This is a genomic window from Pseudomonas sp. RW409, assembly GCF_003184125.1.
GTDB lineage: Bacteria > Pseudomonadota > Gammaproteobacteria > Pseudomonadales > Pseudomonadaceae > Aquipseudomonas > Aquipseudomonas chlororaphis_I.
In genome coordinates, this window is sequence record NZ_QHHP01000041.1 from 1,179,240 (window position 1) to 1,206,239 (window position 27,000).

The window sequence follows — 27,000 nt, forward strand, 5'->3', positions numbered from 1 at the left end:
TAATCTTCCATCCTTGAAGCCCTACCTGTCGGCTGCATGTTCCGACATTGGTCGCCTGCCTATATCGGTTAGGATTGGCGAAAATGTCGGGGCAAGCTCCAGAAAACAAGGAAAACCCGGGTTGAAACTCAGTGATATCGCCAGACTGGCCGGTGTGTCCGTCACCACCGCCAGCTACGTCATCAACGGCAAGGCCGAACAGCAACGTATCAGCAACGCGACCGTCGAACGGGTCCGGGCGGTGGTCGAGGAACATGGCTTCACGCCCAACCCTCAGGCCGCCGGGCTGCGCAGCCGGCGGACCCGGACCCTGGGTTTCATCCTGCCAGACCTGGAAAACCCCAGTTACGCGCGCATTGCCAAGCTGCTTGAGCAAGGCGCCCGCGCCCGTGGCTACCAGCTGCTGATCGCCAGCTCCGACGATGCCCCGGACAGCGAGCGGCAGCTGCTGCAACTGTTCCGCGCGCGCCGCTGCGACGCGCTGTTCGTCGCCAGCTGCCTGCCGCCCGAGGATGACACCTATCGCCTGTTGCAGGCCCAGGGCCTGCCGATCATCGCCATCGACCGGGTGATGGAGCCGGAGTTTTTCTGCTCGGTGATCAGCGACGATCAACAAGCCAGCCTGCACCTGACCCGCAGCCTGTTGCAGCCCCAGCCGCGGCAGATCGCCCTGATCGGCGCCCGCCCCGAGCTGGGCATCAGCCAGGAACGCGCCGCCGGCTTCAAGCAGGCGCTGGAAGGTTTCGACGGCCAGGTGCTGATCGAACAGGGCGAAGCCTTCAGCCGCGACTGCGGTCGCCAGCTGATGGAAGCGTTGCTGGAGCGCCTGGGCCACCTGCCGGATGCCCTGGTGACCACCTCCTATGTGCTGCTGCAAGGGGTATTCGACGCGCTGCACGACTTCCCGCTCAAGTCGCGCCCGCTGCGCCTGGGCACCTTCGGCGATACCCAGTTGCTGGACTTCCTGCCGCTGCCGGTGAACGCCATGGCCCAGCAGCACCAGCTGATTGCCGACAAGGCCCTGCAACTGGCCCTGGCCGCCATTGAAGAAGCCCATTACCAACCCGGCGTGAACGCCATCGCCCGGACCTTCAAGCAGCGCATTCACGAGGCTTGACCGTGGAGCTGATCGACAGCCACACCCATCTGGATTTTCCGGATTTCGACGCGGATCGCCAGGCGCTGCTGGCGGCCAGCCGCGCCCGCGGCGTGCGGCGGATGGTGGTGCTGGGAGTCTATCAGCGCAATTGGCAGCGACTGTGGGAATTGGTGCAGAGCGATGCCGACCTGCATGCCGCCTTCGGCCTGCACCCAGTCTATCTCGACGAGCACAGCCCGGCCGACCTGCGTGAACTGGGCGACTGGCTGACCCGCCTGGCGGGCCATCCGCAGTTGTGCGCGGTGGGTGAGTTCGGCCTGGATTATTTTCTCGAACAGCTGGATCGCCAGCGCCAGCAGCAGTTGTTCGAAGCGCAACTGCAACTGGCCGCGGACTTCCAGCTACCGGCCTTGCTCCATGTACGGCGCAGCCATGCCGCGGTGATTGCCACCCTCAAGCGCTTCAAGCTCAAGCGCGCCGGCATCATCCACGCCTTCGCCGGCAGCCGCGAAGAAGCCCGCGAATACCTCAAGCTGGGGTTCAAGCTGGGCTTGGGGGGCGCCGCGACCTGGCCCCAGGCGCTGCGCCTGCGCAAGGTCATCGCCGACTTGCCGCTGGACGCGGTGGTGCTGGAAACCGACTCGCCGGACATGGCGCCCGCCATGTACCCCAACCAGCGCAACAGCCCGCAACACCTGCCGGAGATCTGTGCGGCCCTGGCCGAGATCATGGCCGTCAACCCCGAACAGCTGGCGGCGGCCAGTACCGCCAACGCCTGCGCGCTGTTCGGCTGGCCCCACAACGCCTGAATCAGACCCTGAATGCGCTGATCAACTGCTTCAACTGCACCACCTGCGCCGACAGCTGGCGGCTGGCGTTTTCGGTCTGGTACGCGCCTTCGGCGGTGCGCTCGCCGGCGCGGTTGATCTCGACGATGTTCTGATCGATGTCGTGGGCCACCGCGGTCTGCTGCTCTACCGCCGCGGCGATCTGCTGGTTCTGGTCGACGATCATGCCCACCGCGCCGAGGATGTTCTCCAGCGCCTGCTGGACCTTTTCCGATTGCCCGACCGTGCCATTGGCCATCTGATGGCTGATGCCCATGGCCTTGACCGCCGCCCCCACGCCGCCGTGGAGCTTGACGATCATCTGCTCGATTTCCTCGGTCGATTGCTGGGTGCGCTTGGCCAGGGTCCGCACTTCGTCGGCCACCACCGCGAAGCCCCGCCCCTGCTCGCCAGCGCGGGCCGCTTCGATGGCGGCGTTGAGCGCCAGCAGGTTGGTCTGTTCGGCGATGCTCTTGATCACCTCCAGCACCCGGCTGATGGCCTGGCTGTCGCTGGCCAGTTGATTGATCACCAGCACCGACTGGTCGATCTCGCTGGCCAGTTGGGCAATGCTGCCTTGCTGGGATTCCACCAGCCCGCGCCCGCTGATGGTCTCGTCGTTGACGCTGTGGGCGCTGCTGACCGCCGCGGCGGCGCTACGCGCGACTTCCTGGGACGTGGCGGACATCTGGTTCATCGCCGTCGCCACCTGTTCGATCTGGCTGCGCTGCCCGGCGACCGCCTGGTTGCTCTGGGCCGACACGGCTTCCACCTGCCCGGCCTGGCGTTCGACCTCGCCGACGGTCTTGCCCACCAGCTCGATCAGGTCGTGGATCTTCGCCACGGTGCCGTTGAACACCGTGCCCAACTCTCCCAGCTCGTCGCGGCTCTGGGCATTGAAGGTGACGGTCATGTCACCGGCCGCCACCTTGTCCATCATCGCGCCCAGACGCTTGAGGGTGGTGCGGGTCGAGACGTAGAACGCGCCATAGAGATAGAAGATCAGCAGGAACACCGCCGCCAGCGCCACCACCAGCAGCACCATCTGCGTACGGTTCTGCCCCAGCCGCTGCTGCAGCTCCTCGCCGAGAAACTTCAGGGTCGCCTCGTTGAGCTGGTAGGTCTGCGCCATCAGCCCGCTGACCTGGTCATAAAAGCCCTGCCAGGGCGCGTCCAGGGTATCGGCCATCACCACCTGTTCTTCGAACAGCTCGCTGGCTTGCTTGAGGCTGCCTTTGCTGGCGCTGGCCAGGGCGTCCAGCGCGCCTTGGGCGGCCTTGCTCGAGCCCAGCGCATCCTGCAGTTTCAGGCCGTATTCGGCCTGGAGTTTCTCAATCTGCACCAGCAACTCGTCGAAGCGGGTGCTGGCGGATGAGTTGAGAAAGCCCTGGCCCAGGGAATACGCGCCCATCGCCCGCCCTTCGCCAAGAATCTGCGTGACCTGCGGCGTGACGCTGGTCACCAGCTCGCTCAACTGCCGCACATCGCTCTGGGTATCGCGGCTCAGGCCGGACTGGCTGGCGATGATCTGGCTGAAAATCTGCGCACTGCCCAAGAGCTTGCCGATCAGCGCGCTTTTGCTTTGCAGCGAGCTTTCCGCCTGCTGCGCCTTGAAGGCGGCGATCATTTCATCGCGCTTGCCGTCGAACACGCCGATCTGCTCAGGGTCCACGGTGACGGCGGCCAGGCCCTGCAAGCGTTCGAGCACGGACTTTTCCAGGGCGACTATCTTGCTCTCGATATCCCCGGCCTTGCCGGACTGCCCCAGGGTCGCGTTGATCTGCACCAGGTTGTTCAGGGTTTCCAGGTCGCGGCGCAGGGTCAGGCTGCTGCCCAGCAGGTCCAGGCTTTGCAGCTCGACCTGGGTGCCCTGGAATTCACGGTAGGAATCGCGCACCAGATAGAAGTTGGTGACCAGCATCGGCAGAAAAAACAGCACGCTGATCAGGCTGAACTTCATGCCGAAGCTCAGGCGGTTCATCAGGGCAATGGCGGGATAGAGCAAGCTCTTCACAAGAAGTCTCCCTTTTTGCTTTTATTTTTATTGGCAGGTACGCGAAGACGGCAGATAGCCACTATTTGGCGCTGCTTCTGTATAGCTCAAATCGGCAAAAGGGTTTGTAACTTAAGGTTAACTGCGGGGACGGCGGACAGAAGGAAGGCTTTATCTGCGCTGGCAAGACCGGAGAGGCTCGCCAGCGCTCACTCGCGGCTCGCCGTCAGGGCAGCACGGTCCACAGGGCGAAAGCGGCGTACCAGAGCACCGCGGCCCGCAGCAACAACTCCCAGATCCGGTCCAGGCTGAGAATGCCGTCCGGCCCGGTGATCGGTGCGGGGATTTCCGCGGCGACCAGGCCGACCTTTTCCACCAGCTGCGCGGCGCTGATGTTCCAGTTCAGCAGTTCGTGGAGCATCACGCGGCTGACCGCGACGAAGTTGCCCACCAGGGCGAAGCTGGCCGCCAGCAGGCGTACCGGCAACCAGTCGAAGGCATGCCGCAGCTGCCCGGCGCGCTCGGCGACCGCCGGGTTCTTGCTGTGCTCGGCGGCCAGCGCCAGCAGGCGATAACTCAATGCGGCCACCGGGCCCAGCAGGAAGTACCAGAAGATCACCGCGAAAAAGCTCTGGTAGGCCTGCCACAGCAGGTGCCCCTGAACCTGCCCGAGCAACTGCTCGCCACTGTCGGCGCAGATGTCCAGGTCGCGCTTGGCGACGTGCGCCGCGGCTTGCAGGTCCTCGCGGCGCCAGGCATCGCGAAACGGCCCGAGTTCGCCCAGCAGGTCGCCCCGCCCCAGGCTGTAGATCACCACCAGCAGATGCACCGGCAACGCCAGCAGGCCGTAGGCCAGCGGCTCCAGGACCAGCAACAGCAACCCCAGCAGCATTGCCGGCAACAGCACCAGCAGGGCCAGCACCCACCAGGGACGCTTGGCCAGACGCGGGCTGGCCTCTTGCCGGAACAGCTGGCGCAACCACGGCTCGTCATGCTGAACGCGCTGGCGCAAGGCCGAGAACTTCTCGATCCAGACCGCCAGCAACAACACCAGAAAACTCATTGTCCTTCCCCTTCGTTCAGGGCCGCGCGATAGCGTACCCAGTCGAATCCGGGCCCCGGATCGGTCTTGCGCCCCGGAGCGATATCGCTGTGCCCACAAATCCGCTGTGGGGTGATGGCCTTGAAGGCCTGCTGCAACTGCCGGGTCAAGGCAATCAGCGCGTCGTACTGGGCATCGGTGAACGGCAACTCGTCGGTACCTTCCAGTTCGATCCCCAGGGAGAAATCATTGCAGCTTTCGCGCCCGTCGAACCACGACACGCCGGCGTGCCAGGCGCGGTCCAGACAGGAGACAAACTGAGTGACGGTTCCGTCACGTTCGATCAGGAAATGCGCGGACACGCGCAGGTCGGCAATCCCGGCAAAATAGGGATGCTCTGTGACATCAAGACGGTTCTGGAAGAATTCCTGCACCTTGCCCGTCGCGAACTGGGCCGGCGGCAGGCTGATGTTATGGATCACCAGCAGGGAGATTTCATCCGCGGGGCGTGCGTTGAAATTGGGTGACGGGCAATGGCGAACGCCGTGACACCAGCCGCTTGCGGGGTCCAACTGCATACCGATTCCTTCAACGAAGCCTGTGACGGCTCAGTATGCCGCGTTCCACGCCCAGGTTGCGATCACTTGCCGCGATTGAGTCGCTGCAAACTGCCAATCACCGACTCCAGCGCCCGGTCGAACAGCAAGGTGTCGTCCAGCTGACGCACGGCCCCGCGCTGAAACTCCAGGGCCAGGCCGACCCGGGTGCGCTCCAGCACCTTCATGCCAGTGCGGTTGACGAAGATGTACTTGTCGCCGGGTTGCACGATGGCCGCCAGCTTGCAGCGCACGCTGTTGTCCTCGTCCTCGAGGAATTCGACCCAGGCCCCCAGCCGCAGCTGTTCGACCCGCAGCAAGCCGGGATCATTGGGCGCCAGCGCCAGGGGCGCGGCCTCCAGCGGGCCCTCTTCAGCGCTGGGCAGGACAATGTGTTCCTCGACCGCGACCATCGCCGGCTGCTCGTCCGCCACGCCCGGCCGATGCTGCCCGGCGTTCTCGCCGAAGCGCTCGAATACCTGCAAGTGCAAGGCTTCCAGCTGGCTGAAGAACTCGCTGGTGGCGAACGGATCGAACGCCGCGCTGTTCAAGCCGTCGCGCAGCGCCTTGAGCAGGTCGGGCACCAGCGCCAGCAGTTGCATGGCGGCATCCGGGTCGGTGTGGCGCTGCACGCTCCAGATCAGTTGCTCCATGGTCTGCAGGCCCTCGCGCCATTCGCTGGAGTGCTCGCCATGCTTGAGACAGGTCAGCAACAGGACCTTGCTCCAGGCCTGTTGCACGAACTCGACGACGGTCAGGGGCAGGACCTTGCCCAGCAGTCCCTCGTTCAACGCCTGCTCGACGCGACGCCGCGCCAGTTCGGCCTTGGCCCGCCCCTCTTCAGCATCACGGGTGCGCTGCTCCAGCAGCTCGCTGCGGCGCCGCTCGTCGCTGGTGAAGGCGAGAAACTCGGCGAGCAGCTCGGAAAAGATCGCCGGGTCGTCGACGAAGTCGCTCAACAACCGCTGCACCACCTGTTCGATCCGCAAGTACAGGCTGTCGCGCTGATAATCGTCGCAGCTGCCCCAGCCCATGGCCGCCGCGGCGATTTCGTTGAGCAGGCGGCGGGCGGGATGGCTGCTGCGGCTGAAGAAGCTCTTGTCCAGCACCGCGACCTTGAGCATGGGGATCTGCAAGCGGCCGATCAGGGTCTTCAAGGATTCCGGCAGGTTGCGATCGGCCAGGATGAACTCGAAGAGCATGGCCACCAGGTTGATCACATCCTCGTCGGCCACTCCGACCACCCGCGACTTGCCGCTTTTCACGCTGACCCGGGTCAGCAGCTGTTCCAAGTGGTTACGCAGGTCGAAATCGTCCTGGGTGCCAGCCGGCACATAGTGCTGCAGGTGAGACAGCAGGCGTAGCAGGTCGCGGGTGGAAATCGGCTGGGTTTCGGCGCTCGCCTCCAGGGTCGGCACCACGCTGCCGCGGACATGCAACAGCAGCTCCTGCAAGGCGGCGAACACTTCCTGAACGCTCTCGTCCATCTGCGCCACGCCGGGCTCGGGTGTGGCCTGGATACTCGCGGCCGCCTGGTCGAGGGCCCGGCGCGCCGGCGCCGGCTTGAGCTCCGGCAACACGCCCGTGGCGGCCAACAGCTGGTTGGCTTCGGCGTACAGCTGGTCGGCCTCGCTGAGCACATAACGCTCGAACAGCTTGAGAATGATCAGCTTGACCTTGATCTCCACCCCCAGGTTGCGCCCGGATTCGAGGAAGTACTCGCAGAGCATGGCCGGGCCCAGGGGGTTGCTGCGGTCATCCAGGTGCTTGCCCAGCAGCACGTTCAGGCGCGCGGTGAGCTGGCCAAGGGCAAAACCGTCACGGTTGCCCGCCTTGGCGACCATCGCCTCGAGGGCCACGGTGCGCTCCAGGTCGTCACGGCAGGTATCGGCGGATGGGACGCAGGCGACGGCCTGGGCGATCGCTGGCGCGGGGTCGTACTGGACCAGACCGACAAAGGCCTCGAAGAGTTTTTCCAGGAAGCCGCGCTCGATGCTTTTGCGTTTCAGGCGCAGGTCGCGCATGGCTTCGAAAAAGGTGTTCTGGTCGACATTGTTCTGGGCCCGGTCGGCCATCTCGAACAAGGTGTCGTCGGCGTTATCGAACAGTTCCTGCAGGCCATGGCGCAGTTGCTGGGCGGCCTTGTCACGGACCTGAAGCAGAATCACAGGCAGGCGGGCGAGCGGCGAAGCGTTCGCCTGATCCGTAGCCGCCTTGTGCAAAGGCACTACATTCCCGTCGTTGTGCATCCAAGCCTCCTGAAAGGTGTTTCTCTGCCGCGCAATGAAAGGTCGCTCGACGCTCACAGTCGAGTCCCAGCGGGCATCGATACGCACCGCTGCATTTCAAATAGTGGGGAGCCAAACAAACGTCAAAGCTATGACGTCAATTAGAAGTCGGATTATCTGGCAAAAGCCCCTTCTTGTGCCAGCAGACTCTGCGCGGGCTTTGAAATAGCGCTCATATAGCGACCGCCCTTTCCGGCAAACGGCTCATGCCAGGCGACCAAATGCAGCCACGGGAAGGCGCTCGCCTTGGGTTCGCTTGCGCCATGGCCCTATAATCGGGCCACTTTGTTTGTGGAGCCCGTTATGCCGAATCTACGCCTCGCCGACCTGACCGCCGAAATCGAAGCCAACGTGCGCCGTGCGTTGCTGGAAGACATCGGCAGCGGCGATATCACCGCGCAACTGATCCCGGCCGAACGCCTGGCCAAAGCCACCATCATCACCCGCGAAGCGGCGATCATCAGTGGCACGGCCTGGGTCGACGCGGTGTTCCGCCAGCTCGACCCGCGGGTCGCCGTGCATTGGCAGGTGCGTGACGGCGAGCGTGTCAGCCCCAACCAGGCCCTGTTCCACCTCGAAGGTCCGGCCCGTTCGCTGCTCAGCGGCGAACGCTGCGCCCTGAACTTCCTGCAGTTGCTGTCCGGCGTGGCCACCCGCGCGCAGTACTACGCCGATTTCGTCGCCGATACCCAGGTCAAGTTGCTGGATACCCGCAAGACCCTGCCAGGCCTGCGCCTGGCGCAGAAGTACGCGGTGACCTGCGGTGGCTGCCACAACCACCGCATCGGCCTGTACGACGCCTTCCTGATCAAGGAAAACCATATTGCCGCGTGCGGCGGCATCGCCCAGGCGATCAGCGCCGCCCACAAGATCGCCCCGGGCAAGCCGGTGGAAGTCGAAGTGGAAAGCCTGGAAGAACTCAAGGAAGCCCTGGCGGCGGGCGCGGACATCATCATGCTCGACGAGTTGAGCCTGGACGACATGCGCGAGGCGGTTCGCCTGAATGCCGGCAAGGCCAAGCTGGAAGCCAGCGGCGGGATCAATGAAAGCACCTTGCGCCCGATCGCCGAGACCGGCGTCGATTACATTTCTATCGGGGCGATGACCAAGGATGTGAAGGCGGTCGATTTGTCGATGCGCTTGAGCCTCTGACTCTTTGCGCGATACCCCAAAGAAAAACGCCAGCCCCTGAAAGGCTGGCGTTTTTGCATCAGTCGTCGATTTCGTTGAGTTCCAGGTAGTCCTTAAGGTCCATACCCAGGGCCTCGGCCACTTCTTGATGGACCTCCAGGCGCATGGCCTTGAGTTCATCGGGCGACTCGGCCACCAACTCCAGCACAAGCTCCCACGGCTCGATGCCGCGCGACTCCGCTTCGTCCTCGAACGCCCACTGGGCCTGCTGCTTCTGCTCCTGCGGGCTCAGGTCGCTGATTTCTTCCTGCAAGGAAGGCGTGGCAGCCAGGTATTTTTCAAGGGCTACGTCAATTCTGGCTTCTTTAGGAATCATCTCGTTCTCTCTGATCATGGGAATGGAAGATGGATCTGGATCGTTGGGATCTCTTTGCCGCAAAAAAGCGCTGTGAAAGCCGATTTATCTGGCCGTGAACCATTCGGGATCATCTGAAAACCATTCAGACAGGCTGCGAATATAGGGCCTTTGTCTGCGGATGCCTACGAATCCTTACAGCGCACCGACAAAAAACCTGTCCGTTCGCTCAAGGCACTTTCATGAAAAATACGTTGTTACATTCCTCCCCCCGAGCCGGCTTCTCACTCCAGGAACAAGAAGGCAGGAACGCAGTCATAGCGATGTGCCATATCGGCACTTCACAAGGAAACCCAGTGATGTTCAGCCGCACTCAGCGTTCGTCCGTCTTCCTCGCCACCAGCCTCTCCACCCTGATCCTCAGCAGCCTGTCACTCCCCGCCCAGGCCGTCGAGTTCAACTCCAGCAGCGCCTCGTACTCGGACAGGATCTCGGCCCTGCACCAGGAAGTGGACCTCAAGTTCACCGTGCGTCCCAGCGGCTTCACCGTGGACGACCTGCAAAAGCTGCAGGACGGCCTCAAGAGCAGCGCCGCCGAGCTGGAAAAGCTCAAGGACCTGGTCAACAGCCAGGCGCGCCTGATCGAAGAGCTCAAGCGCAACACCGGCAGCAGCTCCAGCGCCAATGCCAGTGAGATGAGCAACCTCAAGAAAACCACCGGCGAGCAAGCCAACCAGCTGAAAAAACTGGAAACCCAGCTTGAAGAGTTCAAGCGCAACAGCGGCTCCAACTCCAGTTCGAGCGCCAGTGAAGTGAACAACCTCAAGCGCGTTACCAGCGACCAGGCCAGCGAACTGGACAAGCTCGGCAAACAGATCGAGGAGCTCAAGCGCGGCAGCAGTTCAAGCTCCAGCTCGAACTCCAGCGAGCTGAGCAGCCTCAAGAGTACGGTCGGAAGCCAGGCCGGTGAACTGGACAAGCTCGGCAAGCAGATCGAGGAACTCAAGCGTGGCAGCAGCTCAAGCTCCAGTTCGAGCTCCAGCGAACTGAGCAGCCTCAAGAGCACGGTCAGCAGTCAGGCCAGCACCCTGGATAAGCTGGCCAGTCAGATCGATGACCTCAAGCGTGGCAGCAGCTCAAGCTCCAGTTCGAACTCCAGCGAGCTGTCCAGCCTCAAGAGCGAGGTCAGCAATCAGGGCCAGAACCTGGACCAACTCAAACGCAGCCTCGAGGACCTGAGAAGCAAAGTGAAGTGATTCAAGGCCAATAAGAACGACAAAGCCCGCGCGATGCGGGCTTTGTTGTTTGTACGACTTGAGCTTGCCAATTGGTGCCCGAGACAGGAATCGAACCTGCGACCTTCGCGTTACGAGTGCGCTGCTCTACCGGCTGAGCTACACGGGCGCTGGGCTAAACCTAGCACCGAGGCCGGGGTTTTGCCATATCGCCTGCCCGGCAGGGAGCAAGGTACAAACGGCAGATAGCAAAACGCCCCGAACCAGTCGGGGCGTTTGCTTGTTCAGCTTACAACGACGGGAGCCTTAAACGCCCGAAGCCTTGGCTGCTGCTACGTCTTTGATGGACAGCTTGATACGGCCGCGGTTGTCCACGTCCAGTACCAGTACTTCCACTTCCTGACCTTCTTTCAGGATGTCGGTCACTTTCTCGACGCGAGCATCGCTCAGCATGGAGATGTGAACCAGACCGTCTTTGCCAGGCAGGATGTTGACGAATGCGCCGAAGTCGACGATGCGCTCAACCTTACCAACGTAGATCTTGCCGATCTCGGCTTCCGCGGTGATGCCCAGAACGCGCTGACGCGCGGCTTCTGCGGCTTCCTTGGTTTCGCCGAAGATCTTGATCGAGCCGTCGTCTTCGATGTCGATCGAAGCCTTGGTCTCTTCGCAGATCGCACGGATGGTCGCGCCGCCTTTACCGATGACATCACGGATTTTGTCGGTGTCGATCTTCATCGCGATCATGGTCGGAGCGTTGGCCGACAGCTCGGTACGCGACTGGCCAATGATCTGGTTCATCTGGCCGAGGATGTTCAGGCGAGCTTCCAGGGCCTGGCCCAGGGCGATCTCCATGATTTCTTCGGTGATGCCTTTGATCTTGATGTCCATCTGCAGCGCGGTGACGCCTTTGGCGGTACCGGCTACCTTGAAGTCCATGTCGCCCAGGTGGTCTTCGTCACCCAGGATGTCGGTCAGAACGGCGAATTTCTCGCCTTCTTTAACCAGGCCCATGGCGATACCGGCAACCGGCGCCTTCATCGGCACACCAGCGTCCATCAACGCCAGGGAAGCACCGCAAACGGAAGCCATGGAGCTGGAACCGTTGGACTCGGTGATTTCCGATACTACGCGGATGGTGTAAGGGAACACGTCGGCGGCTGGCAGCATGGCCTGAACCGAACGACGGGCCAGACGGCCGTGACCGATTTCACGACGACCAGCGCCACCCATGCGACCACACTCGCCCACCGAGAACGGAGGGAAGTTGTAGTGCAGCATGAAGGGGTCTTTTTTCTCGCCTTCCAGGGTGTCCAGCAGCTGTGCGTCACGGGCGGTACCCAGGGTCGCGACTACCAGGGCCTGAGTCTCGCCACGGGTGAACAGCGCCGAACCGTGGGTCTTCGGCAGAACGCCGACTTCGATGTTCAGCGGACGTACGGTGCGGGTGTCGCGACCGTCGATACGTGGCTTGCCGTTGACGATGTTTTCGCGAACGGTGCGGTATTCGATTTCACCGAAAGCGGCTTTGACGTCGGCAGCGGAAGGCTGGCCTTCTTCGCCGGACAGCTTGGCGACGACCTGATCTTTCAACTCGCCCAGGCGAGCATAACGGTCGGCCTTGACGGTGATGGTGTAGGCCTGGGAGATCGCTTCGCCGAACTCGGCGCGGATAGCGCCCAGCAGGTCGGTGGCTTCTGGAGCAGGAGCCCAGTCCCAGGTTGGCTTGGCGGCTTCGGCAGCCAGCTCTTTGACGGCCTGGATAACAGCCTGGAATTCGTCGTGGGCGAACAGTACGGCGCCCAGCATCTGGTCTTCGGTCAGCTCTTTGGCTTCCGATTCAACCATCAGTACCGCTTCTTCGGTACCGGCTACGACCATGTCCAGACTAGATGCCTGAAGCTGCTCGTAAGTCGGGTTCAGCAGGTAGCCGGTGCTTTCGTGGAATGCAACGCGGGCAGCACCGATCGGACCGTCGAAAGGAATGCCGGAGATGGCCAGCGCAGCCGAGGTACCGATCATCGCAGCGATGTCCGGATCGGTTTTCTTGCTGGTGGAAACCACGGTGCAGACAACCTGCACTTCGTTCATGAAGCCTTCTGGGAACAGAGGGCGGATCGGACGGTCGATCAGACGCGAGGTCAGGGTCTCTTTCTCGGAAGGACGGCCTTCACGCTTGAAGAAACCGCCAGGGATCTTACCGGCAGCGTAAGTCTTTTCCTGGTAGTGAACAGACAGAGGGAAGAAACCCTTGCCTGGATCGGCTTGCTTGGCGCCAACCACGGTCACCAATACGCTGACGTCGTCGTCAACGGTGACCAATACTGCGCCGGAGGCCTGACGGGCGATACGGCCAGTCTCGAGGGTAACGGTCGACTGACCGAACTGGAATTTTTTGATTACCGGGTTCACGGTGTCCTACCTTCTTTGTGGCTCTTGGGGGAACTGGTTTCTTGCGAAATTCTTGGGCAATCCCGGGAATCGGCCCGGCCTTTATTGTCCAGGTAAAACTACTGTCCAGATAAAACTTGAGGCTGGGAGCCTGCCATGCGCCTGCGGGAAACCCACTGACGCACGGCAAACAACCAACCTCTAGCGCAATCGCTGATTAGCGACGCAGACCCAGGCGACCGATCAGAGCGCTGTAGCGGCTCAGGTCTTTGCCTTTCAGGTAGTCCAGCAGCTTACGACGCTGGTTAACCATGCGGATCAGACCACGACGGGAGTGGTGGTCTTTACCGTTGGCCTTGAAGTGACCTTGCAGTTTGTTGATGTTGGCGGTCAGCAGTGCAACTTGCACTTCTGGCGAACCAGTGTCACCAACAGCTTGCTGGTAGTCGGTTACGATTTGAGCTTTTTCTTCAACGCTGAGTGCCATTTGGCTTTCCTCTCAAAAGGCAACGTTCCAAGGAACGCCACCAACAGGCCAGGGACAAATCCCTGTATCTATAAATGAGCTGTGACCGTGCCTGTTAACAGCCACCCTCTCCAGCCTGCTGTTAAACAGGCTGGTTTCCGGTCATTCCGACCGAATCAGTCGACGCGGCGCGATGCGCCCGTCTTCGCTCACTTCACCGATACCGATAAAGCGACCGTTGTGATCCTGTACCCGCACCATGCCGAACTTCGGTGCATCGGGAGCGCGTACCGGCTGGCCGTTGAGCCAGTAGAACGCGCTGTGCTCGGAGAACTGCAGCAGTGGCCAATCCAACAGGCCGCTGTCCGATGGCATCAGGAAGCGATCCACCGCTTCGTTGCCGCCTTCGGCATGTACCGCCTCAAGCTCTTCCAGCGTGACGGTCTGGGCCAGACTGAAAGGACCGGCCTGGGTGCGACGCAGTTCCGCGACGTAAGCACCACAACCCAGCTTCTCACCGATATCTTCCACCAGGGTCCGGATATAGGTGCCTTTGCTGCAGTCCACCGCTAGCCGCGCAGTATCGCCTTCAAAGGCCAGCAATTCCAAGCGCGCAATAGTAACAGAACGCGCCTCGCGCTCCACCACTTCGCCTGCACGGGCCAGCTTGTAAAGTGGCTGGCCATCACGCTTGAGGGCCGAGTACATCGGCGGTATCTGGCTGATTTGCCCGCGAAATTCCGGCAACACCGCTTCAATATCGGCGCGACCAACGGTCACTTCGCGAGTCTGCAGGACTTCACCCTCGGCATCGGCCGTGGTGGTGGTCTTGCCCAACTGCATGAGGGTTTCGTACCCCTTGTCGGAATCGAGCAGGTATTGCGAGAACTTGGTCGCCTCGCCAAAGCACAACGGCAACACGCCGGTGGCCAGGGGATCGAGGCTGCCGGTGTGCCCGGCCTTTTCGGCATTGAGCAACCAGCGGACTTTCTGCAGCGCCGCGTTGGAGGTGAACCCCAGCGGCTTGTCGAGCAGGATGATACCGCTGACGTTACGACGGATACGCTTGACCTGAGCCACCGCTTACTCCTTGGCGTCTTCGGGTTCAGCGGCGTGCTGGCTGTCTTCGGCCACGGCGCGCTCGATCAGGGCCGACAGATGCGCGCCCCGTACGACGCTTTCGTCGTAGTGGAAGTGCAGCTGTGGAACGCTGCGCAACTTCATTTCGCGAGCCAGCTGCATGCGCAGGAAGCCGGCGGCCGAGTTGAGCACCTTGATGCTCTGGGCGATATCGTCAGCGTTGTCCTGGCCCATCACGGTGATGAAGATCTTGGCGTGACCGACGTCACGGCTGACTTCAACGGCGGTGATGGTGACCAGGCCGACGCGCGGATCTTTGACTTCACGACGGATCAGCTGAGCGAGCTCACGCTGCATCTGGTCGCCGATACGTTGGGTACGGCTGTATTCTTTTGCCATGTCTTGTTACCTGTTGCTGCCTGGCGGTGAAACCCGCAAGGTCTGAAAGCGGCAAACGCCCGGCCTGACAGAAGCCAGACCGGGCGTTGCGTTTAGAGTCCGGACGATGCGCCGTGCATTTGCATGCGACTGGCCATCATGGCTCTTGAAGTGCGCGAGTTAGAGGCTGCGAGCAACCTGAACCTTCTCGAAGACTTCGATCTTGTCGCCGACTTTGACGTCGTTGTAGCTCTTCACGCCGATACCGCATTCCATGCCGGCACGTACTTCGGAAGCGTCGTCCTTGAAGCGGCGCAGGGATTCCAGCTCGCCTTCGAAGATAACGATGTCTTCACGCAGTACACGGATTGGACGGTTACGGTGAACGACACCCTCGATCACCATGCAACCGGCGATCGCGCCAAACTTCGGCGAACGGAATACGTCACGAACCTCGGCAACACCCAGGATGTTCTCCCGAACGTCGCTGCCCAACATACCGGTCAGGGCTTTCTTGACGTCTTCGATGATGTCGTAGATCACGTTGTAGTAACGCATATCCAGACCTTCCTGCTCGACGATCTTGCGAGCGCCGGCATCGGCACGCACGTTGAAGCCGAACAGTACAGCGTTGGAAGCCAGGGCCAGGTTGGCGTCGCTTTCGGTGATACCACCGACGCCGCCGCCGACTACGCGCACTTGCACTTCGTCGTTGCCCAGGCCGTTCAGAGCGCCTTGCAGAGCTTCCAGCGAACCACGGACGTCGGATTTGAGGACGATGTTGAGCGTCTTCTTCTCTTCCTGGCCCATGCTTTCGAAGATGTTTTCCAGCTTGCCGGCGTGAGCGCGAGCCAGTTTGACTTCGCGGAACTTGCCTTGACGGAACAGAGCCACTTCACGGGCTTTCTTCTCGTCGGCAACCACGCTCATCTCGTCGCCAGCGTCCGGGGTACCGTCCAGGCCGAGGATCTCGACCGGAATGGCCGGACCTGCTTCCTTGATCGGCTTGCCGTTCTCGTCGAGCATGGCGCGCACGCGGCCATAGTTCGAGCCGACCAGCACCATGTCGCCTTGACGCAGGGTACCGTCCTGAACCAGTACGGTCGCCACCGGGCCACGGCCCTTATCGAGACGCGATTCAACCACGACGCCACGGCCAGGAGCCGAAGGCGTGGCGGTCAGTTCGAGCACTTCGGCCTGCAGCAGTACGGCTTCGAGCAATTCGTCGACGCCGGTACCCATCTTCGCGGAAACCGGAACGAATGGAGTGTCGCCACCCCAGTCTTCGGAAGTCACGCCGTGAACCGACAGTTCGCTACGGATGCGATCGAGGTCGGCACCCGGCTTGTCGATCTTGTTCACCGCGACTACCAGAGGTACGCCAGCCGCCTGGGCGTGCTGAACGGCTTCAACGGTCTGCGGCATCACGCCGTCGTCCGCTGCAACCACCAGGATCACGATGTCGGTCGCCTTGGCACCACGAGCACGCATGGCGGTAAACGCGGCGTGACCCGGGGTGTCGAGGAAGGTGACCATGCCGCGTTCGGTTTCAACGTGGTACGCACCGATGTGCTGGGTGATGCCGCCGGCTTCGCCAGCTGCGACCTTGGCACGACGGATGTAGTCGAGCAGCGAGGTCTTACCGTGGTCAACGTGACCCATTACGGTCACTACCGGCGCACGAGGAACCGCTTCACCTTCGAACTTCAGGGACTCGGCCAGGGAATCTTCCAGGGCGGTGTCGCTGATCAGGGTCACTTTGTGGCCCAGCTCTTCAGCAACCAGCTGGGCAGTTTCCTGGTCCAGTACCTGGTTGATGGTGGCCGGGGTGCCCAGCTTGAACATGAACTTGATGATTTCGGCAGCCTTGACCGACATCTGCTGGGCGAGATCGCCAACAGTGATGGTTTCGCCGATCTTCACTTCACGAATGACAGGGCCAGTCGGGCTCTGGAAGCCGTGAGCGTTACGCTTCTTCAGCTTGGCCTTGCCGCGACCACCACGACGGAAGCCATCGCTTTCTTCGTCGGTAGTACGTGGGGCAACGCGTGGAGCCGGAGCCTTTTCCTTGACGGAAGCACGATGCGGAGCGTTTTTACGCTCGCCATCGCCACCACGACGGTTGTCGTCGTTACGGCTCTTGTCCGGACGACGCTGCTCGTCCTTCTTGCGTACTTCAGCGACCGGCGCTGGAGCGACAACAGGGACGTCTTCAACAATCGGCTCGGCAACCACTGCAGGTGCAGCGACCGCTTCAACGGCAGCAGGTTGCGCAGCAGCAGGCTGGCGACGCGCTTCTTCTTCGGCGCGACGCTTGGCTTCTTCTTCAGCCTTCTGACGTGCAGCATTTTCTACTGCGCGACGTTCTTCCAGTTCACGCTGGCGCTCGGCTTCAATTTCTTCCGGGCTGCGTTGTACGAAGACTTTCTTCTTGCGTACTTCAACGCTGATACTTTTGCTGCCGGCAACACGCAGGGTGCTGGTGGTTTTACGCTGCAAAGTGATCTTGCGCGGTTCTTCCACTTTCGCCTTGTGGCTGCTCTTCAAGTGAGTCAGCAACGATTGCTTCTCACTGTCGGTCACATGTTCCTCGGCGGCGGTGTGCGGCAGACCTGCCTCACGCATCTGCTGCAACAGGCGCTCTACCGGTGTTTTGACCTCATCGGCCAGTTGTTTCACCGTGACTTGCGTCATGCACTTCTCTCCTCAGGCCGCGCCTATTACTCGAACCAATGGGCTCGGGCGGCCATGATCAACTTGCCGGCACGATCATCGTCAATGCCGTCGATGTCGAGCAGGTCGTCAATAGACTGCTCGGCCAGGTCTTCGCGGGTAATTACGCCGCGCACCGCCAGTTCCATCGCCAAATCCTTGTCCATACCCTCAAGCGAGAGCAGGTCTTCGGCCGGATGGGCGTCTGCCAGCTTTTCCTCAGTAGCGATGGCTTTAGTCAACAAGCGATCCTTGGCACGAGCGCGAAGCTCGTTGACGATGTCTTCGTCAAAGCCGTCGATGTTGAGCATTTCTTCCAACGGTACGTAGGCAATCTCTTCCAGGCTGGTGAAGCCTTCATCAACCAGCACCTGTGCCAGCTCTTCATCGACTTCCAACTCTTCGATGAAGTTGCGCAGGATGTCGCCGGTTTCAGCTTGCTGCTTAGCCTGGATGTCCGATTCGGTCATCACGTTCAGGGTCCAGCCAGTCAACTGGCTAGCCAGACGCACGTTCTGACCACCGCGACCGATGGCCTGAGCCAGATTGTCTGCGCCAACGGCGATGTCCATGGCATGGGCATCTTCGTCGACGATAATTGCCGCGACTTCGGCCGGCGACATGGCGTTGATCACGAACTGCGCCGGGTTGTCGTCCCACAGGACGATATCCACACGCTCACCGCCCAACTCACCGGAAACGGCCTGGACGCGCGAACCGCGCATACCAATGCACGCACCCTGAGGGTCAATGCGCTTGTCTTTGGAACGGACCGCGATCTTGGCGCGCGAACCCGGATCACGGGAAGCGGCCATGACTTCGATCAGGCCTTCGGCGATTTCCGGCACTTCGATACGGAACAGCTCGATCAACATTTCCGGCGCGGTACGCGACAGGATCAGCTGCGGGCCGCGGTTCTCGGTGCGGATTTCCTTGAGCAGCGCGCGAAGACGCACGCCAACCCGGAAAGTCTCGCGGGAGATGATGTCTTCACGGGCCAACAGCGCTTCGGCGTTGTTACCCAGGTCGACGATCACGTTGTCGCGGGTCACTTTTTTCACGGTGCCGGAGATGATTTCACCCAGGCGCTCGCGATAAGCGTCAACGACTTGAGCGCGCTCGGCTTCGCGGACTTTCTGCACGATGACCTGTTTGGCGGTCTGCGCAGCAATGCGGCCGAACTCGATCGATTCGATCTTTTCTTCGACGACATCACCGACCTTGGCGCCCGGATGGGTTTCCTGGACCTTGCTCGGCCAGGTTTCCACGGCCGGATCGTCCAGATCGGCTTCCTCGACTACCGTCCAGCGACGGAAAGTCTCGTAAGCACCGGTGTGGCGATTGATTTCCACACGCAGATCGACTTCGTCCTCGAAACGCTTTTTGGTAGCAGTGGCCAGAGCCAGCTCCAGCGCTTCAAAAATTACGCTTGCCGGTACACCCTTTTCATTGGATACCGACTCAACAACCAGCAGTACTTCTTTGCTCATCGTACGCCTCGCCTTTCGCAAGCCATTGGATCCGCGGGATCCGCGTCTCAGTCAAAACTGGGAATTATGTGGGCCTTGTCGATCATGTCGATCGGCAACAGGAACTCATGGTCTTCCACCTGCACCACGACGTCCTGCTCCTCCACCCCGCGGAGAAGGCCCTGAAAATTACGCCGACCTTCAAAAGGCGAGCGCAGCTTGATCTTCACTTGTTCACCGACATACTTGGCAAACTGTTCAAGGGTGAACAGCGGGCGTTCCATGCCAGGAGAGGAAACTTCAAGGGTGTATTCAACGGAGATCGGATCTTCGACATCCAGAACGCCGCTGATCTGACGGCTGACGATGGCACAGTCGTCCACCAGCACACCGCCTTCTTTATCGATATAAACGCGCAACAGTGAGTGGCGACCTTGAGCCGAAAACTCGATACCCCAGCATTCATAGCCAAGGGCCACGACCACCGGGGCCAACAAGGCCTGCAACTGTTCTAGCTTGCTCGACACCTGAACCCCCTCGTGCATGCTTGTGCAAATAAAAAATGGGCGAAGCGCCCATCCCGGAAACGCCGTTGAATAGCGGCGTTATAAAGTGTCCAGCTAACAAAAAGCCCCTGAAAAGGGGCTCCGCTAAAACTGGTTGCGGGGGCCGGATTTGAACCGACGACCTTCGGGTTATGAGCCCGACGAGCTACCAGACTGCTCCACCCCGCGACAAAGCTGGGGCGGAAGTATACGACCGATCCCTTTTTGGGTCAATGTAACCTTCCACCTACAAGAAAGCCCGCAACAGCGGGCTCTCCTGATAATTGGTACCGAGAAGGGGACTCGAACCCCTACACCCTATGGGCACAACCACCTCAAGGTTGCGTGTCTACCAATTCCACCACCTCGGCATAGACTACGTTACTGCGTGAAACTCTTCTTACTTCTGCTCTTGAGCTGGAGGTACGTCAGTCGCATTGGTTGCCGACTTTTGCTCTTGGAGCACCGGGACATCATCAGAAGCCGGTTTTTGCTTTGGCGCTTCAAGCACCGCTGGATCTGGCAAACCTACTTGAGTCAGCTCGTGAGCTTTCTCTTTAGCAAAGTAACCTAACCCCAAGCTGGTTATGAAAAAACCTGCGGCAAGTATAGCAGTAAACTTACTAAGAAAGGTAGAGGAACCTTGGCTTCCGAACACAGTATTTGAAGCACCTGCTCCGAAAGACGCGCCAGCGTCCGCACCTTTACCCTGCTGCAGCAATACCAGAGCTACTACGCCCAGCGCACCCAGCAGATGAAAAACGACTACGACTGTTTCCAGCATTTTTTCAGTTTCCCGCGGCGCGACAGATCGCACCGAACTCATCTGCATTCAGGGAAGCTCCACCAATGAGCCCCCCATCGATATCCGGCATGCCGAACAGTTCGACCGCATTGGCCGCCTTCACGCTGCCGCCGTATAGAAGCCGCACACCTCGTGCCACTTCAGAATTCTCTGCCGCCAACTGCGCCCGAATGGCTGCGTGCACATCCTGAGCCTGTTGCGGCGAAGCAGTCAGCCCGGTACCAATGGCCCAGACCGGCTCGTAAGCGATAACGGCATTGGCAAACGCACCAACACCCAACTCTTCGATGATGCTGCCCAGCTGACGCCCGACAACCTCAAGAGTCTTCCCGGCCTCGCGCTGCTCGAGGGTCTCCCCTACACACAAGACCGGTGTCAAACCACAAGCCTGTGCCGCTGCGAATTTGCGATTCAGCGTACCGTCACGCTCACCCATCATCAGGCGACGCTCGGAGTGCCCAACCAGCACCAGGGAACAACCTGCATCCACCAGCTGACTCGGAGCAATTTCTCCTGTCAGCGCACCTTGCATGGGCTCCACCGCAGAGTTCTGCGCGCCGACCGAAATCGACTTGCCTTTCAAGCCATCAATCACTTGATTGATATACAAGCAAGGCGGGAATACCGCGACATCAACACCGCCAGGCAAGGCCAGATGACGCAGGCCATTGATCAGCTCAGCGACGCTGGCGCGGGTACCGTGCATTTTCCAGTTACCAGCTACCATAGGGCGACGCATGCTGTACCTCGTCGGTCAAAGTGGGCGCAGATGTTACCCAACCGCATCAACACTGGCAAGCCGAAATCAGGCAGAAACTTCCGCAACCAGTTTTGCCAGCTCGTCAGCATAGCCACGGACCTGGGCTTCATCGTCGCCCTCAACCATGACGCGAACCAAAGGCTCGGTGCCCGACTTGCGCAGCAACACCCGGCCACGCCCAGCCATCGCGGTAGTGACGCGCGCGCATGCCTCTTTCACTGCCGGATGCTCGACGGGATTGGTTCCGCCACCAAAACGCACATTGACCAGGATCTGCGGACACTTGCGCAGCGCCTGACGCGACTGCGCCAGCCCTTCATCACGTCGTTTCAGCGCCATCAACACCTGCAGGGCGGCAATGATCGCATCACCGGTGGTGGTGTGCTGGAAGCACACGATATGGCCAGAGTTTTCACCGCCTACCAGCCACTGGCGCTCAAGCAGCTCGGCAATAACATAGCGGTCACCAACGTTGGCACGCACGAATGGGATCCCCAGGTCAGCCAAGGCCAGCTCGAGACCCAGATTGCTCATCAAGGTACCGACCACGCCACCCTGCAGCTTGTTACGCGCGTGCAGGTCCCGGGCGATGATAAACAACAGTTCGTCGCCGTCGACGATGGCACCTGTATGGTCGACCATCAGTACCCGGTCGCCATCACCATCAAAGGCGATACCCAGATCAGCGTGCTCGGCCAATACCGCAGCCTGCAATTGCCCCATATGGGTGGAGCCGCAATTGTCGTTGATGTTCAGGCCGTTAGGCTGCGCAGAGAGCACCACCACCTCGGCACCCAATTCACGGAAGACGCTTGGCGCTACCTTGTAGGTTGCGCCATGGGCACAATCGACCACGATCTTCAGCCCAGCAAAGCTGGTACTGGATGGAACGCTGCTCTTACAAAACTCGATATAACGGCCCGAGGCATCATTGATGCGGGAGACCTTGCCCAGCTTGCTCGACTCCACCACGGTCATCGGCGCATCCAGCAACTCCTCGATCATCAGCTCGACTTCATCCGGAAGCTTGGTACCCTCACCCGAGAAGAACTTGATGCCGTTGTCATCGTGAGGATTATGCGACGCGCTGATCACGATCCCCGCCTCGGCATGGAAAGTGCGGGTCAGGTAGGCGATAGCAGGGGTGGGCATCGGGCCCAGCAGCATTACATCCGCACCGGCAGCGGACAGGCCCGCCTCAAGCGCAGACTCGAACATGTAACCGGAAATGCGTGTGTCTTTGCCCACCAACACGCGGCAGGCGCCCATGCTGCGGAAAGCCATACCCGCGGCCCAGCCCAGCTTGAGCATGAAATCGGGAGTAATAGGGTACACACCCACACGACCGCGAATGCCGTCGGTGCCAAAGTATTTCTTGCTCATAAGTGCTCCATCATTCTTATTCGGCTGATTCCACAGCTGTAATCATCCGCACGACATCCAGCGTCTCGGCCACATCATGGACCCGCAGGATCTTTGCGCCTTTAGACATTGCCAGAGCGGCAAGAGCCAACCCGCCATACAGGCGTTCTCCGACAGGACGGTTCAATGCCTGACCTATCATGCTCTTTCGTGAAACTCCGACCAGCAGAGGTCGACCAAGGGCATGCAGGGCGTCCATATGCTTGAACAGGCTCAAGTTGTGCTGCAGGGTCTTCGCGAAACCAAAACCTGGATCCAGAATGATCCGTTCCGGCCCAATACCCACTGCAGCACACTGAGCCATACGCTCAGCCAGGAACTCACCCACTTCCTTGGTTACATCCCGATACTGCGGATTGTCCTGCATATCGCCTGGCTCACCGAGCATATGCATGAGGCAAACCGGTAAGCCTGTGGCCGCCGCCGCATCCAGTGCGCCATCCCGTCGCAACGAACGGACATCATTGATCAACCCCGCACCTAGGCGCGCAGTTTCGCGCATGACCGCAGGCGTGGAGGTATCGACCGAAATAATGACATCCAGTTCACGATGGATGCGCTCGACGATAGGCGCTACGCGCTCTAGCTCTTCAAGCGGCGATACCGCCCGCGCACCAGGACGAGTGGACTCGCCCCCCACATCGATGAGCGTCGCGCCCGCCTGCATCATGCCCTCGGCATGGCGCAAGGCAGCATCCAGCTGGCTGAAGCGGCCACCATCGGAAAAGGAATCGGGAGTTACATTCAGAATGCCCATGACATGCGTATGGGCCAAATCAAGAACCCGGTTGCCGCAAGGCAACCGGGTCGAGGACGACATAGAAGTCATTTCAAACCTTAGTGGTCAGCAGCCGGGCCGCCGATCGGTGTTTCTGGACGTTCATTCTGCACCACCGGAGGTGTGGTACCCGAACCGCCCTCCCAATCGCGAGGCTCGCGAGGGGTACGACCAGCCATGATGTCGTCGATCTGCTCGGCATCGATGGTTTCATACTTCATCAAGGCATCGGCCATCGCATCCAGCTTGTCGCGGTTATCCGTGAGGATCTGCTTAGCAGTGCCATAGCACTGGTCGATGATGCTACGAACTTCGGAGTCGATCAGCTTGGCGGTTTCCGCAGACAGGCTTGCATGCTGGCTGCCAGCACTGCGCCCCAGAAAGACCTCGCCCTCCTCTTCGGCGTACATCAACGGGCCCAGTTTTTCGGACAACCCCCACTTGGTCACCATGTTCCGCGCAATCTGACTGGCGCGCATGATGTCGTTGGAAGCACCGGTAGTTACACCGTCAAAGCCCAATGTCATTTCTTCAGCGATACGACCGCCGTACAGCGAGCAGATCTGACTGATCAGCGCTCGCTTGGACAGGCTGTAGCGATCCTCTTCCGGCAGGAACATGGTCACGCCCAGAGCCCGACCGCGCGGGATGATCGAAACCTTGTAGACCGGATCGTGCTCAGGCACTACGCGACCGACGATGGCATGGCCAGCTTCGTGATAAGCAGTGTTCTGCTTTTCCTTCTCGGACATGACCATGGACTTGCGCTCCGCGCCCATCATGATCTTGTCTTTTGCCAGCTCGAACTCTTTCATCTCGACGATGCGCTTGCCACTACGGGCAGCGAAGAGCGACGCCTCGTTCACCAGGTTGGCCAGGTCAGCACCAGAGAAGCCAGGTGTACCACGAGCGATCACCGCCGGTGCGACATCCTCACCCATTGGCACTTTACGCATGTGAACTTTCAGGATCTGCTCACGACCACGAATATCCGGCAGACCGACCACGACCTGACGGTCGAAGCGACCAGGGCGCAGCAACGCCGGGTCCAGTACATCAGGACGGTTGGTGGCGGCAATGACAATGATGCCGTCGTTCATTTCAAAGCCATCCATCTCGACCAGCAACTGGTTGAGAGTCTGTTCGCGCTCATCATGACCACCACCCATGCCGGCACCACGATGGCGACCGACAGCATCGATTTCGTCGATGAAGATGATGCACGGAGCATGTTTCTTGGCCTGCTCGAACATATCGCGAACGCGGCTGGCACCTACACCAACGAACATTTCGACGAAGTCGGAACCGGAAATGGTGAAGAACGGAACCTTGGCTTCACCGGCGATAGCCTTGGCCAACAAGGTCTTACCGGTACCCGGCGGGCCAACCATCAGCACCCCACGAGGAATACGGCCACCCAGACGCTGGAACTTGCCTGGATCGCGGAGGAATTCAACCAACTCGCCCACTTCTTCCTTGGCCTCGTCGCAACCTGCGACATCCGCCAGGGTAGTTTTCACCTGGTCTTCGGACAACAGGCGCGCCTTGCTCTTGCCAAAGCTCATCGGCCCGCCCTTGCCACCGGCACCGCCCTGCATCTGCCGCATGAAGAACATGAAGACGGCGATGATCACCAGAATCGGGAAGCTGGCGACCAGCAATTGGGTCCAGATGCTTTGCTGCTCAGGCTGCTTGCCTTCGACGACCACATGGTTATCCACCAGGTCACCGATCAGGCCGTTGTCCTGAATCGCGGGACGAATAGTCTTGAAGCTATCGCCATCGTTGCGCTTGCCGGTAATCACATAACCATCAACGGCTACGCGCTCGACCTTGCCATCCTTAACTTGCTGGATAAAGTCGGAATAGTTGAGGGTCTGCGGCTCGTTAGGGCTGGAGAAGTTGTTCATCACCGTCACCAGGACAGCCGCGATGATCAACCACAGGATCAGATTCTTTGCCATATCGTTCAATTAACTACCCTCTGAAGCAAGCTCCGCTGCTGGCGCGCGCTTCGCATGATATTCACCGACCTAACTTACTACATTACCTACAGCTCTGGCAGGCGCTGTCTGTAACCCTTTGTGAAACCCAGATTACACAATATTCGCTTAAGCCCCCGGGGCGAAATACGAAAAAACTATCAACCCGGTCAAAACCAACCTTTACTCGATACGCCCGCGAAAGCCACGTCCCAGCAGATATTGCTCGCGAGAACGATCACGGGAAGAACTCGGTTTGCGCATCACCACCTTGTCGAACATCTTGCGAACGCTCTTGTGGTATTCGTCGAAACCTTCTCCCTGGAAAATCTTTATCAGGAAGTCACCACCGGGACGAAGAACCCGCCCCGCCAAATCAAGTGCCAACTCGCACAGAAACATCGCCCGCGGCATATCTACGGCAGGCGTACCACTCATATTGGGGGCCATATCGGAAATCACAAGGTCCACCTGGGAATTTCCGACTGCCTCGAGGATTTGAGCCAACACTGTGTCTTCGGTGAAGTCGCCCTGAATAAAGGTGACATCAGGGATGCTGTCCATTTCCAGGATGTCGGAAGCGATCAGCCTCCCCTGTCCACCGATCAGACGACTGGTCACCTGCGACCAGCCTCCTGGCGCCGCGCCCAGGTCGATTACGCTCATGCCCGGCCGAATCAAACGATCCTTTTCCTGGATTTCCAGCAATTTGTAGCTGGCACGCGAACGGTACCCATCTTTTTGCGCCATTTTGACGAATGGGTCGTTGAAGTGCTCTTTCAGCCAGTTATGGCTTGTTTTGGAACGGGCCACGGGCCACCTCAAAAAATAAAACGGGTCGTGATTAACTGGGCGGTCCCGGACGCGCTCGGGTAAACTGGCCGCCGCTTTTTACAAGATCAGACGCAGGGGTCAGATTATGCCGCTCACTCAAGAGCAGAAGAAACAGTACAAATCCATTGGCCACCATCTGAAACCAGTATTGACTGTGGCTGACAACGGTTTGACCGAAGGTGTGTTGGCCGAACTTGAACGCGCCTTGAGCGATCATGAGCTGATCAAGATCAAGCTCAACATCCTCGAACGCGAGTCCCGCCTGGAAGCCATTGCAGAACTGTGCAAGGCCGGCAAAGCGGATCTGGTGCAGGTCATCGGCAAAATGGCGTTGATTTATCGCAAGAACGCCAAGGTAAACAAGCAACTGTCCAACGTCCATCGCTTCCACTGACGTCGACAGGGGTCAAGGGCGTGCTTCGCGCGCCCTGCCACTCCATCCAGGCACCGGTTGCAATACCAGCACCAGGCCGGAAAAACCCAAGACAAGATAGCTGAACAGTTGCCAGCGCTCGACATCCGACAGCCCGAAGCGCACCACGAAATACATCGTGCACGCACATAGCGCCATCAACAGCAACTGCCCTCGCATATCCCGCCACAGGCTCGCCAGCCCTTCAGCACGTACCAATACCAGCATCTGAAGAACGATGCATACCGCTGAAAAACCAACCAGCAGCGCACTCAGCACATTGCCGATCTCTTCGATCAGCAGCGGCGCCAGGCCAATCTGGCCCAGCACCGGCAATAAGCCGACATGCAATAACCACACACCACCAACCCACAACATCTGGGTCAGTTGCCAAAGCATG

The 27,000-nt window shown here is 60.1% G+C and carries 24 protein-coding genes, 3 tRNA genes and 1 pseudogene; 5 read left to right on the top strand and 23 right to left on the bottom strand.

Annotated features, from left to right (window positions below; translation table 11 throughout):
- The first annotated feature begins 121 nt into the window (after nt 1–121).
- Together cra and DK261_RS25835 are read left to right on the top strand one after the other, a co-directional pair.
- On the top strand, nt 122–1,117 hold the full coding sequence (gene cra, locus DK261_RS25830; RefSeq protein ID WP_009046945.1) for a catabolite repressor/activator: 996 nt from the start codon (nt 122–124) through the stop codon (nt 1,115–1,117).
- 2 nt (nt 1,118–1,119) lie between these two features.
- Nucleotides 1,120–1,908 (top strand): TatD family hydrolase, encoded by a 789-nt coding sequence (locus DK261_RS25835; protein ID WP_110176761.1) that lies wholly within the window; start codon nt 1,120–1,122, stop codon nt 1,906–1,908.
- 1 nt (nt 1,909) lies between these two features.
- Here DK261_RS25835 and DK261_RS33980 read toward each other — a convergent pair whose 3' ends face one another.
- The 5 genes and pseudogenes from DK261_RS33980 to DK261_RS25855 form a co-directional block, all read right to left on the bottom strand.
- Nucleotides 1,910–2,839, bottom strand: a complete 930-nt coding sequence (locus DK261_RS33980; RefSeq protein WP_371923114.1) for a methyl-accepting chemotaxis protein — start codon at nt 2,837–2,839, stop codon at nt 1,910–1,912.
- Nucleotides 2,816–3,907, bottom strand: a pseudogene (locus DK261_RS33985) (methyl-accepting chemotaxis protein); the annotation flags it as partial. The gene DK261_RS33980 and the pseudogene DK261_RS33985, both read right to left, overlap by 24 nt.
- Nucleotides 3,908–4,145: 238 nt before the next feature.
- Nucleotides 4,146–4,982 carry a regulatory signaling modulator protein AmpE gene (gene ampE / locus DK261_RS25845; protein WP_016701669.1) on the bottom strand — a complete coding sequence of 279 codons (837 nt, stop codon included), beginning with the start codon at nt 4,980–4,982 and terminating at the stop codon, nt 4,146–4,148.
- On the bottom strand, nt 4,979–5,539 hold the full coding sequence (ampD, locus tag DK261_RS25850) for a 1,6-anhydro-N-acetylmuramyl-L-alanine amidase AmpD (RefSeq protein ID WP_007922273.1): 561 nt from the start codon (nt 5,537–5,539) through the stop codon (nt 4,979–4,981). The genes ampE and ampD overlap by 4 nt, the downstream gene beginning before the upstream one ends.
- Nucleotides 5,540–5,601: 62 nt before the next feature.
- Nucleotides 5,602–7,806, bottom strand: coding sequence for a DUF1631 domain-containing protein (locus tag DK261_RS25855; RefSeq protein WP_110176765.1), 2,205 nt, complete (start codon nt 7,804–7,806; stop codon nt 5,602–5,604).
- Between the two features lie 342 nt (nt 7,807–8,148).
- Between DK261_RS25855 and nadC the strand changes: the two genes are divergently transcribed.
- Nucleotides 8,149–8,997: a carboxylating nicotinate-nucleotide diphosphorylase gene (gene nadC / locus DK261_RS25860; protein ID WP_009046940.1), complete on the top strand. Its 849-nt coding sequence runs from the start codon at nt 8,149–8,151 to the stop codon at nt 8,995–8,997.
- Between the two features lie 58 nt (nt 8,998–9,055).
- On the opposite strand, the gene DK261_RS25865 is transcribed toward nadC, so the two are convergent.
- Nucleotides 9,056–9,352, bottom strand: a complete 297-nt coding sequence (locus DK261_RS25865) for a DUF6388 family protein (protein ID WP_009046939.1) — start codon at nt 9,350–9,352, stop codon at nt 9,056–9,058.
- 338 nt (nt 9,353–9,690) lie between these two features.
- On the opposite strand from DK261_RS25865, the gene DK261_RS25870 reads away from it, so the two are divergent.
- Nucleotides 9,691–10,587, top strand: a complete 897-nt coding sequence (locus DK261_RS25870; protein ID WP_016701666.1) for a hypothetical protein — start codon at nt 9,691–9,693, stop codon at nt 10,585–10,587.
- A 72-nt stretch (nt 10,588–10,659) separates the two neighbouring features.
- Here the strand turns inward: DK261_RS25870 and DK261_RS25875 are convergent.
- The 16 genes from DK261_RS25875 to rlmE all read right to left on the bottom strand — a co-directional run bounded on the left by DK261_RS25875 (nt 10,660) and on the right by rlmE (nt 26,167).
- Nucleotides 10,660–10,735: transfer RNA gene (locus DK261_RS25875), tRNA-Thr, on the bottom strand.
- Between the two features lie 137 nt (nt 10,736–10,872).
- Nucleotides 10,873–12,978: a polyribonucleotide nucleotidyltransferase gene (gene pnp / locus DK261_RS25880; RefSeq protein WP_009046937.1), complete on the bottom strand. Its 2,106-nt coding sequence runs from the start codon at nt 12,976–12,978 to the stop codon at nt 10,873–10,875.
- Nucleotides 12,979–13,174: 196 nt separating this feature from the next.
- Nucleotides 13,175–13,444 carry a 30S ribosomal protein S15 gene (gene rpsO, locus DK261_RS25885; RefSeq protein ID WP_009042128.1) on the bottom strand — a complete coding sequence of 90 codons (270 nt, stop codon included), beginning with the start codon at nt 13,442–13,444 and terminating at the stop codon, nt 13,175–13,177.
- 141 nt (nt 13,445–13,585) lie between these two features.
- Nucleotides 13,586–14,503 (bottom strand): tRNA pseudouridine(55) synthase TruB, encoded by a 918-nt coding sequence (gene truB, locus DK261_RS25890; RefSeq protein ID WP_007920884.1) that lies wholly within the window; start codon nt 14,501–14,503, stop codon nt 13,586–13,588.
- 3 nt (nt 14,504–14,506) lie between these two features.
- Nucleotides 14,507–14,902 (bottom strand): 30S ribosome-binding factor RbfA, encoded by a 396-nt coding sequence (gene rbfA, locus DK261_RS25895; protein WP_009046936.1) that lies wholly within the window; start codon nt 14,900–14,902, stop codon nt 14,507–14,509.
- Between the two features lie 159 nt (nt 14,903–15,061).
- Complete coding sequence (gene infB / locus DK261_RS25900; RefSeq protein ID WP_009046935.1) at nt 15,062–17,575, bottom strand: translation initiation factor IF-2; 2,514 nt, start codon at nt 17,573–17,575, stop codon at nt 15,062–15,064.
- Between the two features lie 26 nt (nt 17,576–17,601).
- On the bottom strand, nt 17,602–19,083 hold the full coding sequence (gene nusA, locus DK261_RS25905) for a transcription termination factor NusA (protein WP_009046934.1): 1,482 nt from the start codon (nt 19,081–19,083) through the stop codon (nt 17,602–17,604).
- Between the two features lie 47 nt (nt 19,084–19,130).
- Nucleotides 19,131–19,589, bottom strand: a complete 459-nt coding sequence (gene rimP / locus DK261_RS25910; protein ID WP_007920877.1) for a ribosome maturation factor RimP — start codon at nt 19,587–19,589, stop codon at nt 19,131–19,133.
- Nucleotides 19,590–19,719: 130 nt separating this feature from the next.
- Nucleotides 19,720–19,796: transfer RNA gene (locus DK261_RS25915), tRNA-Met, on the bottom strand.
- Between the two features lie 96 nt (nt 19,797–19,892).
- Nucleotides 19,893–19,978 (bottom strand) — tRNA-Leu (locus DK261_RS25920).
- Between the two features lie 29 nt (nt 19,979–20,007).
- Entirely contained in the window at nt 20,008–20,391 is a 384-nt protein-coding gene (gene secG / locus DK261_RS25925; protein ID WP_009042126.1) for a preprotein translocase subunit SecG, read from the bottom strand.
- 4 nt (nt 20,392–20,395) lie between these two features.
- A complete protein-coding gene (gene tpiA / locus DK261_RS25930) occupies nt 20,396–21,151 on the bottom strand; it encodes a triose-phosphate isomerase (RefSeq protein ID WP_009046933.1) in 756 nt (251 codons plus the stop codon).
- Between the two features lie 66 nt (nt 21,152–21,217).
- The gene (gene glmM, locus DK261_RS25935) at nt 21,218–22,555 is read right to left on the bottom strand and encodes a phosphoglucosamine mutase (protein WP_038630584.1); all 1,338 of its coding nucleotides are present in this window, start codon (nt 22,553–22,555) and stop codon (nt 21,218–21,220) included.
- Between the two features lie 16 nt (nt 22,556–22,571).
- Entirely contained in the window at nt 22,572–23,423 is an 852-nt protein-coding gene (gene folP / locus DK261_RS25940) for a dihydropteroate synthase (RefSeq protein ID WP_009046931.1), read from the bottom strand.
- Between the two features lie 8 nt (nt 23,424–23,431).
- Complete coding sequence (gene ftsH, locus DK261_RS25945; protein ID WP_009046930.1) at nt 23,432–25,336, bottom strand: ATP-dependent zinc metalloprotease FtsH; 1,905 nt, start codon at nt 25,334–25,336, stop codon at nt 23,432–23,434.
- Between the two features lie 201 nt (nt 25,337–25,537).
- Entirely contained in the window at nt 25,538–26,167 is a 630-nt protein-coding gene (gene rlmE, locus DK261_RS25950) for a 23S rRNA (uridine(2552)-2'-O)-methyltransferase RlmE (protein ID WP_110176767.1), read from the bottom strand.
- Between the two features lie 106 nt (nt 26,168–26,273).
- On the opposite strand from rlmE, the gene DK261_RS25955 reads away from it, so the two are divergent.
- Entirely contained in the window at nt 26,274–26,582 is a 309-nt protein-coding gene (locus DK261_RS25955; protein ID WP_007920867.1) for a YhbY family RNA-binding protein, read from the top strand.
- A gap of 12 nt (nt 26,583–26,594) precedes the next feature.
- On the opposite strand, the gene DK261_RS25960 is transcribed toward DK261_RS25955, so the two are convergent.
- Complete coding sequence (locus tag DK261_RS25960; protein WP_016701662.1) at nt 26,595–26,999, bottom strand: hypothetical protein; 405 nt, start codon at nt 26,997–26,999, stop codon at nt 26,595–26,597.
- Between the last annotated feature and the right edge of the window lies 1 nt (nt 27,000).

Bases quoted from the DNA above. Each gene is read 5' to 3' on its own strand.
- DK261_RS33980 (WP_371923114.1), bottom strand. From the start codon at position 2,839: ATGACCGTCACCTTCAATGCCCAGAGCCGCGACGAGCTGGGAGAGTTG.
- ampE (WP_016701669.1), bottom strand. From the start codon at position 4,982: ATGAGTTTTCTGGTGTTGTTGCTGGCGGTCTGGATCGAGAAGTTCTCG.
- ampD (WP_007922273.1), bottom strand. From the start codon at position 5,539: ATGCAGTTGGACCCCGCAAGCGGCTGGTGTCACGGCGTTCGCCATTGC.
- DK261_RS25855 (WP_110176765.1), bottom strand. From the start codon at position 7,806: ATGCACAACGACGGGAATGTAGTGCCTTTGCACAAGGCGGCTACGGAT.
- nadC (WP_009046940.1), top strand. From the start codon at position 8,149: ATGCCGAATCTACGCCTCGCCGACCTGACCGCCGAAATCGAAGCCAAC.
- DK261_RS25865 (WP_009046939.1), bottom strand. From the start codon at position 9,352: ATGATTCCTAAAGAAGCCAGAATTGACGTAGCCCTTGAAAAATACCTG.
- DK261_RS25870 (WP_016701666.1), top strand. From the start codon at position 9,691: ATGTTCAGCCGCACTCAGCGTTCGTCCGTCTTCCTCGCCACCAGCCTC.
- rpsO (WP_009042128.1), bottom strand. From the start codon at position 13,444: ATGGCACTCAGCGTTGAAGAAAAAGCTCAAATCGTAACCGACTACCAG.
- rbfA (WP_009046936.1), bottom strand. From the start codon at position 14,902: ATGGCAAAAGAATACAGCCGTACCCAACGTATCGGCGACCAGATGCAG.
- infB (WP_009046935.1), bottom strand. From the start codon at position 17,575: ATGACGCAAGTCACGGTGAAACAACTGGCCGATGAGGTCAAAACACCG.
- nusA (WP_009046934.1), bottom strand. From the start codon at position 19,083: ATGAGCAAAGAAGTACTGCTGGTTGTTGAGTCGGTATCCAATGAAAAG.
- secG (WP_009042126.1), bottom strand. From the start codon at position 20,391: ATGCTGGAAACAGTCGTAGTCGTTTTTCATCTGCTGGGTGCGCTGGGC.
- tpiA (WP_009046933.1), bottom strand. From the start codon at position 21,151: ATGCGTCGCCCTATGGTAGCTGGTAACTGGAAAATGCACGGTACCCGC.
- glmM (WP_038630584.1), bottom strand. From the start codon at position 22,555: ATGAGCAAGAAATACTTTGGCACCGACGGCATTCGCGGTCGTGTGGGT.
- folP (WP_009046931.1), bottom strand. From the start codon at position 23,423: ATGACTTCTATGTCGTCCTCGACCCGGTTGCCTTGCGGCAACCGGGTT.
- ftsH (WP_009046930.1), bottom strand. From the start codon at position 25,336: ATGGCAAAGAATCTGATCCTGTGGTTGATCATCGCGGCTGTCCTGGTG.
- DK261_RS25955 (WP_007920867.1), top strand. From the start codon at position 26,274: ATGCCGCTCACTCAAGAGCAGAAGAAACAGTACAAATCCATTGGCCAC.
- DK261_RS25960 (WP_016701662.1), bottom strand. From the start codon at position 26,999: ATGCTTTGGCAACTGACCCAGATGTTGTGGGTTGGTGGTGTGTGGTTA.